The organism is Scytonema sp. NUACC21, from assembly GCF_054684315.1.
Map to the genome: position 1 here is coordinate 48,840 of NZ_BAAFZH010000096.1, position 11,505 is coordinate 60,344.

Below are 11,505 nucleotides of genomic sequence, written 5' to 3' on the forward strand. Positions count from 1 at the left end.
TTCTATTACGTGGTTGTGTTTGTAATTTCCTATACGCTATTTTCCGGGTTAACAAAATAGCGATCGCTTTTGAGGCGAAACCCGAACAAAAAAAAGTGCATAAGTTCACTTCATTTGCACCGATAAATATATGGAAGAAAAAAAGTAAGCCTAAAGTACAGATGTATTTCTGGTTAACTTACTTCCCATTCATTATTAGTTAACACATACTTTCATGCACTTAATTAAGTGCAATAACAGGTTACACATTTACCACTGGCAGGAGAAAAAAGATTATGGCATCTCAGAATCTACAGCTGTTACAAGAAGAACTGCAGCAAGAATTTTTGGAGAGTATAAAAAACTCTAAGTTATCCGAGGTTCTTGTCAAATATGGTATAGAAGGGCATCATGTTCTTCAAGTTAAGTGTATGCTCGATCTTGATAAAGTTAACTTTACAGATTCTACTAAAGATAAAGAATTCAAGGAATTTATCCAATCAACTCGCAGCGAGTCAATCATACCAGTGGCAGAAAGAGGAATATGTACAACTTGTGATTGGATGCATTGCGATTAAAAGGCAACAGGGAACTCTGAACTCCGAACAGACTGTAACATATGGGGATTTAAACCCCAACCTACACGGCGAACTTATAGAAGATGGGGTTTTAGACTCCTCTAAAACAGGGAACACCGAACAGTCTCACATGAATGCTTTTACTTCGTAAAAGCATCCCTGTTAAGAGTTCCCTTCTTCAATAACCTTTCTCAATCTACCTACTTAATTATCCTAATAAGCAATAGGAAGTATTCCACTAAGCCATTGTTTGATTAGGATAAGCAAATTCTGTAATTCTTTATAGCTGAGGCTAGTGGGCTGGTTTATTCCTTAATCTAGCCTACTAAATATTTCGTTACATCAGTTATGATAAGTAAGTCGGCGTAAATAATCATAACTGATTTGTAGTTGGGACATATGTGAAGACAGCACTACTACGAGCCACATCCAAAGATTTTACTTTTCGCTACATAGTTTGGTTTTTTCTCGCCGAATTACTTAATATATTTCATCAAAGCGGTTATAAATTTTTCACAAATGATTTAGGATTACTATAGGTACAACGTTACCTTGTTTAATAGCTGCTACTTTATAGTGGGGTGAAATGTCCGGGACGAATTATTGTTGGGGAGCGTTTAAAGCGCTAGGAGTTGCAATAGGTGGTTTAGTAGCTTGCTCTGCCGATTTTGCTATTGCCCAAATTACTCCGGATGCTACTCTACCTAATAACTCTCGTGTTACAACACAAGATAATCTAAAGATTATAGAAGGTGGAACCCGATCTGGAAACAATTTGTTCCACAGTTTTGAACAATTTTCTGTTCCTAATGGAACTACAGCTTACTTTAACAATTCTGCAGATATTCAGAATATTATTAGCCGGATCACAGGTAACTCTATTTCTAACATTGATGGTACTATTAGTGCTAACTCTACAGCCAACCTATTTCTGATTAATCCCAATGGAATTATTTTTGGTTCTCGTGCTTCGTTAAAAATCGGTGGTTCATTCGTTGCAAGTACGGCAAACAGTCTTAACTTTGCCGATGGGACAAAGTTTAGTGCCACAATTCCCCAAAGCACGTCTCTGCTGACAGTCAGTGTTCCTACTGGGTTGCAATTTGGAGCAACCGCAGCGGCCATCCGCAATCAATCCCAAGCCAGTTCAAATAACGCAATCAGTAACTCTGCAACCCCCGTTGGTCTGCAGGTACAACCAGGTAAAACCTTGGCACTTGTGGGCGGTGATGTAACATTAGAGGGCGGAAATTTAACAGCAAGGTCAGGGCGAATAGAGCTAGGAAGTGTTGCTGCTAATAATCTGGTTAGCTTAAATCAAACAAATCAAGGTTGGGTCTTAGGATATGAAGGTGTTCAAAATTTCCAAAACATTCAATTAAGTGAACGAACTGTTGATGGCTCTAAGATTTACTCTACTGTAAATACCAGTGGCGAAGGAGATGGCAGCATTCAGATACAAGGCAACCAAATAGTACTTCGTGAATCTTCAAGGATTTTAGCTAGAACCATGGGTTCCATGCCTGGAGGCAACGTGGCAGTGAATGCCTCAGAATCCTTGGAAATGATAGGTCCTGGAACTTTATTGCAAACCGCAACTGGTAATACTGGACAGAGCGGAAACATAATTATTGTCACGAGGAAGTTCATTGTTCGCAATGGAGCGCAAGTATCAACTTCGACTCGAGGCGCGGGTACCGGAGGGCAATTGCTCGTGACAGCTTCAGAGTCTGTGGAGTTGAGTGGTAGTTATACCGCTCCAAATATGACTCAGAGAAGTGGATTGTTTAGCGAAACTATTTCTGCCGCGAAGGCAGGTGACATAACGATCAATACTAGGAGGTTGTATGTTCAAGACGGGGCAATTGTCTCAACAGCATCTAGTGGAGAAATAAATACGCAATTTACTCCACGGCTTTTTACACCAGGGACAGGAAAAGGAGGGAATTTGACTGTAAACGCCTCCGAGTCTGTAGAGTTAGCTGGAATGACACCAACAGGTCTTCCCAGTCGCTTATCAGCCTCTACTCAAGGTTCGGGGGATGCTGGAAACTTAACCTTGACTGCAAACCAACTTATTGTACGTGATGGGGCTGCAATAACTGTCAGTAGTGAAGTCCCAAACAATGTTAATTACCTAGGGGATAGAAGCAATCTTGGGAGAGCCGGTGAACTCAATATAACCGCTCGCTCTATACTTCTAGACAATCAGGGAAAACTATCATCTGAAACTGACACGGGTCAAGGCGGGAATATTTCGCTACAATTGCAAGACTTATTACTAATGCTCCGCAACAGTCAAATCTCCACTAACGCTGGTAAGGTACAGTCTATTGGCAATGGCGGTAATATTTTCATCAATGTTCCCAATGGTTTCATCGTCGCCAAACCCACGGAAAACAGTGATATCACTGCCAATGCTTTTACCGGTTCTGGTGGCAAAGTCCAAATCAATGCCACTGGGATTTTTGGTCTTGTACCGCGCAGTCGAGATGAATTGGCAAGGCTATTGAAAGTTAACGACCCTTCTGAGTTAGACCCCCAACGCCTACGAACAAGTGACATCACGGCAATTTCTCAAACTAACCCCAATTTAAGTGGTGTAGTCAGTATCAATACACCCGATCTCGATCCCACTTCGGGATTTATTAATTTACCAGTAGAACCAAATGAACCAAAATTAGCTTCTGCTTGCTCTCCTCGTGGCGCTCAAAATGAAAGCGAATTCATTATTACCGGACGTGGTGGTTTGCCACCTAACCCTAGAGAAAGTCTCAGAAATCATTCTGTGAGAGTAGGGTGGGTATCGCTTCCAGAGAAAATGGGGACGCTAGGACTTGAAGACACGGGGAATGGAGAAAAATTCTCTGCATCTGCTGCTACCGCATCCTCAATTGTAGAGGCACAGGGATGGGTTGTGGATGGCAATGGCGACATTACCTTGGTTGCTTCTGCACCAACAACTACGCCTCACAGTTCCTGGTTCAATGCTGCATCTTGCAATTTTTAGGTCGTCCTTTGTCATTTGTGATTCGTCATTTGCAAGGTTTATGGCGGTACTGAGAGTTAGCCGTTATAACTTGTTCATTTTTTTATAAATTTCTGGAATTGGTTTTCTCGCAAAGTTCCTTATAAATTCATTGATATAGACCCTACGGGAATGGCGCAAATGGGATTTAATCCCCGCTGGACAATTGAAGCCCCGATTTGTGGTATGGATGAGCAATTTATGGCACACATACGCCAAGATTTATTGGCAAACGGAGTTAGCAGGGCTTCATCTCACCGCTATATTGCTGAGTTGGGGAGAGTGGTGAAAGCTTCCAATCAGTCTGAGTAAGCTCAAAGATGGTTCTTGCTTTTTGGCGATCGCTTGTGACATACTCAAATATAATACGGTTAGTCGGTAGACTTACAGACGTATTAAAATCAACTCGAAAATTGGGTGCGTTGATAAGCTTTTAACCTTAACAGATGGCTGTAAACTAGGAATTCACAATGCTAAAAGACGCTCAAGGACTTGAAGTTACAACAGACTCCAAAAAACGATCGCAGCCATTAACGGTTTCATAGAACAAGCCCTAAGTTATGGTAAGGATGCTGAAGCTTGCCTCTTACAAGGAGTTGCAGCAGATCCAACCTGTGCGCTTGTTCGTGCTTACGCAGCTGCTCATTACCTCTCTCAGGAAAACGCAACCGCAACCAAGCAAGCCATACACCATTTGCGCTTAGCCCAACAGCATATAGCAAAAGTGACTGAGCGAGAGCAGTTATACATTCAAGCAATTGCAGCTTGGGCAGCAGGAGCAATTGACATATCGATCGCACTACACGAGGAAATTACCCAAGAGTTTCCTCGGGATTTGATTTCAGTTCAACAAGGGCAGTATCACTGTTTCTACTTAGGAGACAAAGAGAGATTTCTCAAAATTGCTCAAAAAGTTCTTAAAGAGAATCGAGACAATCATTACCTGTATGGAATGGTGGCATTTGGTTTTGAACAATGTCATAAGCTTGCGGAAGCAGAAGCATTGGCTCGGCTAGCAACTACCATAAATCGTCATGACCCTTGGGCACATCACGCCATTGCCCATGTGATGGAAACTCAAGGACGAGTGAATCAGGGTATCGCTTGGATGGAAAGTCATGCAGACACCTGGGAAAACTGCAACTCCATGCTCTACACCCACAATTGGTGGCATATAGCGCTTTACTACCTGGAACAACGTGACAAAGAAAAAGTATTGAACCTCTATGATACTCATGTTTGGGGTCGCGCCCAAAAAAACTCTCCTAAAGACCAAGTCGGAGCGATCGCACTCCTATTAAGGTTGGAGTTATGCGGATTTCAAGTGGGGGAACGGTGGAAAGAATTAAGCGGTTATCTTTTCCCCCGCCTCTACGAACACGCATTACCCTTTCAAGACTTACATTACGTTTACGCACTTGCAAAAGCAGGACGTAGTGAATGGTTAATCCAAATGCAGCAGAGTATGGAGAAACAGGTTGCCACCGCAAACTCATACTTGCGTCAGCACTGGTTTGAAGTTGCCATTCCAGCTGCTAGAGGTATGGTTGCCCACGCTACTGGTGATTGGTCAACAGCTTCCACTATACTAAAACCGCTTCTACCACAACTCTATAAGATTGGTGGTAGCCATGCTCAACGGGTTATGTTTGAAAGGGTTTATCGGGATGCTCTTTTGCAAACGGAAAACAGAAGTGTAACTCATTACACGGTTGCCCGCTAGGTTGGAAACGGATACAGCGTCATTTCAGTGGCAGCTCTTGCCAAACACTATTGTAAATTTCCGCTAGTTCCCTATATTCTTCCAACGCCAAAACAGCAAAACGCTGAACTCCCACTCGTTCCATAGCGGCTTGTAGTTCTGCATCTGGGTGAAGTAAAGCCAGTTGAAGTTGCTGGATTGGGGATTCACCGAGATGCTGAGCCACGACTAAAGGCGGCATGGGGGAGGGTCCGAGCACTTCTACAACTCGCAAACGATGGGATAATTCTGGGAATTCCCGCAGTTCTTGCTCTAACACAACACTATCAATTGCAGCGCAGTCACAACGTCCGTTCACTACCCATTCAATCGAACGCTGGTGAGAACCAGATTGGATTGCCTGACTAAAAAAGTTTTTGGCATAACCGCACCGGATTAAGCGATCGCACAGCAAATTATACCCACTGTTTGAGCCTGGGTCATTGTAACAAAAACGTTTGAGCCGCAAATCTTCAAACTTTTCTAGAGGACTGGTAGCATTCACAATGACGTCTGAAAAGTAAATAGGACGGTTTTGATAGCGTGGTGCTTTCATAACGGGAGCAACCAACACCTGCAACTGGTTTGGTACAACCTGGCAATACCTAATCAACGGTAATCCACAGATGAATGCCAGGTCTAATCGGTCTTCCATCAGCAGGGGATCGTGCAGTGGGTCGCATTCTCCCTGGAAAAGTTGGGTTTCAACTCCCAAGATACGACCCGTATAATCGACAACTGCTTTATAGAAATGGAACCAATTAGGAGCTAGATATGAGACAGCTCTTAGCATAATTCATTCAATCACTTGCGGCTGAAGGTCGTCCACTCACCTTCTTCAACACTAGAGTGTACTACAACTTGTAGCAAGCGACGGCAAGACCAATAAATTTGCAAAAAAATCAGACTTATCAAAGTTAGCAGGGCAATTATCAAAACTGTCCCGTATGCCTTGGTATGCCACCAAAGTTTCATAACCAATGCTGCACCAAGCTGTATGGGCTGCCAAAAGCGGTGAGTTAGCCTTTCTGAATTTTGACTGCTTACAACTAAGGACGTTGCTCTACGGTGCTGTGCTACTGTCATTTTGACGACTCCTTTAACCCTCACACTGGGCTCTTCTCAAAAATACGGTATTCCGATGATGTTACTGTTATTTATAGGCAATATTGCATAGCTTACTAAAAAAAGCAAGGCATGAAAGCAAATTGTCCTGTTATACTCATAATTGTTCTTGTCTAGAAATCGAACACTTCCCTTCTCTCTCCTTTCTGTTGTTAGAGAAAAAGTGGGAGATAGGGTATCAAACTGTAACGCAATACACAGAGAGCCGCCATAGGTAAAAGTTACCTTTACAAGAAAGGCAGAGGGCAGAGGGCAGAAGGAGGCAAAAGTAAAAAAGGTAACAAGGGTATTGACCTCCGCGCTCTGCCAAACGGCTTTATTGCCCCTGCTTTTAAGTAGGTCGGAAAAAATGACCGCCCTGCATAAAGCCGGAGTTAACTTTTATTCCACGGGAAATAAAACTGTTCGCCCATCTTGGCGGATTTTATAAGCCAAAAGGAAGAAGTAGAAAGTTGTAGTCTTCGTGACAATGAGACAGCGACTAAACTTTTGGTCTATACAGTCTGTGTCAAAGGTTTAGCCACAACGTCAACAAAGATATATGGAGAAATATAGACTTTTAGAAAGTAAAGGAGCTAATTGACACTATTACAACTCGGATTGAGGATAGTGGTGTATATTTATAACGCTGAAACCGAGTTTGCTACTAAGGTCAGAGCCACGAATAGGGAGTTGACTCAACGCAGCGACATTTGCAATTTTCGCGCCCAATCCGAGAAATATTAAAACATTATTAATGTCTTGATTTATCTATCCAAAGTATGAGTTGAGATTTGTTAAGACTTGTGAAGCTTTAATTGTAAATATCTCAAGAAGGAGTTGTTTTGTTCCGTGATTTCGCCTTGGCAATGTCCGCTTCTGGGCGCGGAGAACACAACGAGTAAAGTCGCCGTCTACTTTTACAAAAACGACAAATGGGTTCCCATTATGTTTTATGGATTAGAAGATGCGATCGCACTTTACCATCAGTCCCTAACCTATGGAATGCAAATACACTTATTCCCAGCTAAATTGAACCCAAATGATTTTTATCTCTCTTTTTTCCACCCAATTCAGCAACAAAACACGATCCCATTAGAGCAGTTATTGAGGAAATAGCTTATCACCAGTGGCAGAATCAAACACAAACAATCGTTGTAGGTCTAATTCCAAAGAAAGGGACTCGCCGGGATGGGGACGTACATCAGCACCCATTTGAACGTTGACTACCACTCCCGAACCTGGTAAACCTCCACGAATCAAGGTCTCTCTCCCCAGAGGTTCCACAACCTTTACCTCGACTCTAAATTCCCCAAACTCTTGTTGTGTTTGGGCTGTCCGCCTTTGCGATTCAACAATATAAATATGCTCGGGACGAATTCCTAAATCTAAACTTTGCCCCGCCACAGGACGCAATTTTTCCCTAATAAAATTAGGACAAGGTAACATCTGACCACCTATATCAAAGCCGTTGCCATTAAACTTTGCGGGTAGGATATTCATTGGGGGACTTCCCAAAAAAGTTGCTACCATACGGTTGGCAGGTTGGGAATAGATAGTTTGTGGTTCGCCAATTTGTTGAATCCGTCCCCGATTCAGTACCACGATCCTATCAGCCAAAGTCATTGCTTCAACTTGGTCGTGGGTGACGTAGATAGTGGTAATGCCCAGTTCTTGATGAAGTTGTTTTAACTCTGCCCGTGTATCGTCGCGCAATTGTGCATCTAAATTAGACAGAGGTTCATCAAGTAAAAAAACCTGTGGTTCGCGGGCAATTGCTCTCCCCAAGGCAACACGTTGTTGCTGTCCGCCTGAAAGCTGTTTGGGTTTGCGTTCTAAGAGATGCTCTAGAGAAAGCGATCGCGCCACTGCCATCACTCTTTCTTGAATGATTTTAGGGTCAACTTTTCGCATTTGCAAGCCAAAAGCAATGTTTTCTGCCACCGTCATATGGGGATAAAGGGCATAGTTTTGAAACACCATCGCTACATCTCGCTGTCTTGCTGGAATATTGTTCACCTGCCTCTCCCCAATATAGAGTTTGCCAGAGGTGGCAGTTTCCAAACCAGCTATAGTTCGCAAAATGGTAGATTTTCCACAACCTGATGGTCCCACCAAGACCCAAAATTCACCATCGGCGATATCAAAAGTAATGTCCTCAATAGCAGTGACATTATTAAATTTACGCTTAATGTTTTCTAGACGAACGCTTGCCATTGTAGATTTTGTCCTTTGTCGTATGTCAAAAGTCATTTGTCAATAGCCCTTTGTAACTCAGGACTAAGGACTAATGACTTTTGACTAATTCCATGCAGGATGAGAGAGTAAAGAAGCAATAACTCTGACGCCACGTAATTGATTGGATAAAGGGAGGTGACCTCTTGGGGCGCTGAGATTCCAGGTAAACTCGTTGGGATACCGCGTCCAGTTATTGCCTTTTTTCCAACCAATTTTTTCCCAGAGTTTATCCCAGTTTTTCCCCAAGCCCAACCATATTTCTCTCTGTACGGAAAAGCCAAATTTTCCTTCTGAGTGAACTATCCATAAGGCGTTGATTGTTTGTAGGTCGGTTGCTGGAAAATTGTCTACTTCAGTAAAGTACAACCATTTTCTTTGCACTGCTGTTGAACCTGCCAATTCACACATTTTTTGTATGGTCATGCGATCGGCGGCTTGAAAGTCTTGGTTTGCCAAAAGCTGCTGCAAAGAACTGTAATCAATATTACAATCTGATTTTAAAGGAACTATTCCATTGGGAAAATATTTTTGTAAAAATTCCTTAGCTTTGGGTGAATCAGATGTGTAGAGAACTTGGTAAGCTTTGCCGTCTACCCAAGTTGCCGGATTTTCCCGACGTTCAAATAAAAATTCCATCAGGACATCCAATCCTCCCTCTCCTAAGTTAGCAAGCTGTGGAATAACCTGCTGTTGGACACCCGTAGACCCAGCAACTAATGGTTGGCGGAGGGATTCGATGTCATTAGCAGTGCCTGATACAATCGTTGGGTCTGTCATGCAATTACTCGTAAAATGCGATGGGTACACAAGCTATGAGCTATCAATTTTTTTAGACTGCGTACTACTAATAGCGAAAAGTAGTTTACAGGAAATCGCAAAGAATGCCCACCCTTATTTTTCAGGGTAGCCTTACTGTGAGTGGTATGGATTGTTTCTGGTGTTGAGCATCCTTGAAGGAACTTTACTCAAACAGTAGACTAAAAAAGTGTATAGGCGATAAAATAGCAACGGTTTGGTGAATCCCAAGTAAGGGACGCTAGACATTTTACAACTCGGGGAAAAGAAAACTCTGCGCCTCATAAATCTATCAGAAAAGACACACGAAAATCTGCTAGCCTTCCAATCATAAGTTTCTCACTTTTGGGCTTAAAATCCCAAGATTATACAAGTTGCAGCACAGCCATCAGGAGTGTGAAATGTACGATAAAATCACAAATCCCACAACGGGAGCAAAAATCACCTTCAAAAACGGTGAGCCCATTGTTCCTGACAATCCAATTATCCCCTTTATTCGGGGTGACGGTACGGGAATAGATATTTGGCCTGCTGCTCAAAAGGTTCTTGATGCTGCAGTGGAAACGGCATACAAGGGCAAGCGGAAAATCAGCTGGTTCAAGGTTTTTGCAGGGGATGAAGCATGCGAAGTATACGGGACTTATCAGTATTTACCCCAGGACACCCTGACGGCAATTAAGGAATATGGGGTTGCTATTAAAGGACCTCTCACAACTCCTGTCGGTGGTGGCATTCGTTCTCTCAACGTTGCTTTACGTCAAATTTTTGACTTATATGCCTGCGTGCGTCCTTGCCGTTACTATGCAGGTACGCCCTCTCCCCATAAAAACCCAGAAAAACTGGATGTGATTATTTACCGGGAAAATACGGAAGATATTTATTTGGGCATTGAGTGGCGGCAAGGCAGTGAAATTGGCGATCGCTTAATCTCTATCCTGAACAAAGAACTCATTCCTGCTACCCCAGAACACGGTAAAAAGCAAATTCCTTTAGATTCTGGTATAGGCATTAAACCTATCAGCAAAACGGGTTCCCAACGCCTTGTACGGCGTGCTATTAAACACGCTTTGCAACTTCCCAAAAACAAGCAAATGGTGACTCTGGTGCATAAAGGCAACATCATGAAGTACACCGAAGGCGCTTTCCGGGATTGGGGTTACGAACTGGCAACAAGCGAGTTTCGTAAGGAGTGCATTACCGAACGCGAATCTTGGATTTTGAGTAACAAAGAAAATAATCCCAATCTTTCTTTGGAAGACAACGCTAGGGCGATTGAACCTGGTTTTGATGCCTTAACCGGTGACAAGCAAGCCCAAGTTGTTGAAGAAGTGAAAACAGTTCTTGACTCAATTTGGGAAACCCACGGCAATGGCAAGTGGAAAGATAAGGTGATGGTTAATGACCGCATTGCCGATAGTATCTTCCAACAAATCCAAACAAGACCTGATGAGTATTCTATTTTGGCGACAATGAACCTGAACGGGGATTACTTGTCGGATGCCGCCGCCGCTATCGTCGGCGGGCTGGGTATGGGACCGGGGGCAAATATTGGCGATGAATGTGCCATTTTTGAAGCAACCCACGGAACTGCACCCAAACACGCTGGTTTGGACAGAATCAATCCCGGTTCGGTGATTTTGTCTGGTGTTATGATGCTGGAATATTTGGGTTGGCAAGAAGCAGCAGATTTGATTAAGAAGGGCTTGGGGGAAGCGATCGCAAACCGTCAAGTAACCTACGATTTGGCACGTTTGTTAGAACCGCCAGTGGAACCTTTGAAGTGTTCTGAATTTGCTGACGCAATTATCAAGCATTTTAGTTAGCTTAATCGGTCATTCATCCCACATCTGACCGAAGGCAGTGTGGGATGAATGACCAGTTCTGCGTTAGGGAGACTAACGGCACCCTCCCCTTAATAAGGTCTGGGTTAGGGAGGGGTATTTTTATTACAAGTGTTTAACCGAACATGATATTACAACATATCTCTAACTTGACTGCAATAGTATCTGGAGCAATTTTGTAGCTTGATTCGTTAAGTTGAT

Annotated in this window: 10 protein-coding genes; 6 read left to right on the forward strand and 4 right to left on the reverse strand. The window is 43.0% G+C overall.

All coding sequences use genetic code 11. The features are described 5' to 3' along the window. The first annotated feature begins 275 nt into the window (after nt 1–275). The 4 genes from ACYRY3_RS28355 to ACYRY3_RS28370 all read left to right on the forward strand — a co-directional run bounded on the left by ACYRY3_RS28355 (nt 276) and on the right by ACYRY3_RS28370 (nt 5,308). Complete coding sequence (locus ACYRY3_RS28355) at nt 276–557, forward strand: hypothetical protein (RefSeq protein WP_460205022.1); 282 nt, start codon at nt 276–278, stop codon at nt 555–557. A gap of 586 nt (nt 558–1,143) precedes the next feature. Then, nucleotides 1,144–3,567, forward strand: a complete 2,424-nt coding sequence (locus ACYRY3_RS28360; RefSeq protein ID WP_460205023.1) for a two-partner secretion domain-containing protein — start codon at nt 1,144–1,146, stop codon at nt 3,565–3,567. Between the two features lie 159 nt (nt 3,568–3,726). Beyond that, the gene (locus ACYRY3_RS28365) at nt 3,727–3,897 is read left to right on the forward strand and encodes a hypothetical protein (protein ID WP_460205024.1); all 171 of its coding nucleotides are present in this window, start codon (nt 3,727–3,729) and stop codon (nt 3,895–3,897) included. 412 nt (nt 3,898–4,309) lie between these two features. After that, on the forward strand, nt 4,310–5,308 hold the full coding sequence (locus ACYRY3_RS28370; RefSeq protein ID WP_460205025.1) for a tetratricopeptide repeat protein: 999 nt from the start codon (nt 4,310–4,312) through the stop codon (nt 5,306–5,308). A gap of 19 nt (nt 5,309–5,327) precedes the next feature. Here ACYRY3_RS28370 and ACYRY3_RS28375 read toward each other — a convergent pair whose 3' ends face one another. Then, nucleotides 5,328–6,119, reverse strand: coding sequence for a PhnD/SsuA/transferrin family substrate-binding protein (locus ACYRY3_RS28375; RefSeq protein WP_460205026.1), 792 nt, complete (start codon nt 6,117–6,119; stop codon nt 5,328–5,330). Nucleotides 6,120–6,130: 11 nt separating this feature from the next. Then, the gene (locus tag ACYRY3_RS28380; protein WP_460205027.1) at nt 6,131–6,412 is read right to left on the reverse strand and encodes a hypothetical protein; all 282 of its coding nucleotides are present in this window, start codon (nt 6,410–6,412) and stop codon (nt 6,131–6,133) included. A gap of 966 nt (nt 6,413–7,378) precedes the next feature. Here ACYRY3_RS28380 and ACYRY3_RS28385 point away from each other — a divergent pair. After that, nucleotides 7,379–7,549, forward strand: a complete 171-nt coding sequence (locus tag ACYRY3_RS28385) for a hypothetical protein (RefSeq protein ID WP_460205028.1) — start codon at nt 7,379–7,381, stop codon at nt 7,547–7,549. Here the strand turns inward: ACYRY3_RS28385 and ACYRY3_RS28390 are convergent. Then, a complete protein-coding gene (locus ACYRY3_RS28390) occupies nt 7,535–8,647 on the reverse strand; it encodes an ABC transporter ATP-binding protein (protein WP_460205129.1) in 1,113 nt (370 codons plus the stop codon). The genes ACYRY3_RS28385 and ACYRY3_RS28390 overlap by 15 nt on opposite strands. Nucleotides 8,648–8,731: 84 nt before the next feature. Continuing rightward, on the reverse strand, nt 8,732–9,445 hold the full coding sequence (locus ACYRY3_RS28395) for a GUN4 N-terminal ARM-like repeat domain-containing protein (protein WP_460205029.1): 714 nt from the start codon (nt 9,443–9,445) through the stop codon (nt 8,732–8,734). Nucleotides 9,446–9,864: 419 nt separating this feature from the next. On the opposite strand from ACYRY3_RS28395, the gene ACYRY3_RS28400 reads away from it, so the two are divergent. Beyond that, nucleotides 9,865–11,286: an NADP-dependent isocitrate dehydrogenase gene (locus tag ACYRY3_RS28400; protein ID WP_460205030.1), complete on the forward strand. Its 1,422-nt coding sequence runs from the start codon at nt 9,865–9,867 to the stop codon at nt 11,284–11,286. Nucleotides 11,287–11,505: the final 219 nt, after the last annotated feature.

Excerpts from the sequence above, each read along its gene's own strand:
- ACYRY3_RS28385 (WP_460205028.1), top strand. The coding sequence starts at position 7,379 with ATGTTTTATGGATTAGAAGATGCGATCGCACTTTACCATCAGTCCCTA.
- ACYRY3_RS28365 (WP_460205024.1), top strand. The coding sequence starts at position 3,727 with ATGGGATTTAATCCCCGCTGGACAATTGAAGCCCCGATTTGTGGTATG.
- ACYRY3_RS28380 (WP_460205027.1), bottom strand. The coding sequence starts at position 6,412 with ATGACAGTAGCACAGCACCGTAGAGCAACGTCCTTAGTTGTAAGCAGT.
- ACYRY3_RS28390 (WP_460205129.1), bottom strand. The coding sequence starts at position 8,647 with ATGGCAAGCGTTCGTCTAGAAAACATTAAGCGTAAATTTAATAATGTC.
- ACYRY3_RS28360 (WP_460205023.1), top strand. The coding sequence starts at position 1,144 with ATGTCCGGGACGAATTATTGTTGGGGAGCGTTTAAAGCGCTAGGAGTT.
- ACYRY3_RS28395 (WP_460205029.1), bottom strand. The coding sequence starts at position 9,445 with ATGACAGACCCAACGATTGTATCAGGCACTGCTAATGACATCGAATCC.
- ACYRY3_RS28375 (WP_460205026.1), bottom strand. The coding sequence starts at position 6,119 with ATGCTAAGAGCTGTCTCATATCTAGCTCCTAATTGGTTCCATTTCTAT.
- ACYRY3_RS28400 (WP_460205030.1), top strand. The coding sequence starts at position 9,865 with ATGTACGATAAAATCACAAATCCCACAACGGGAGCAAAAATCACCTTC.
- ACYRY3_RS28355 (WP_460205022.1), top strand. The coding sequence starts at position 276 with ATGGCATCTCAGAATCTACAGCTGTTACAAGAAGAACTGCAGCAAGAA.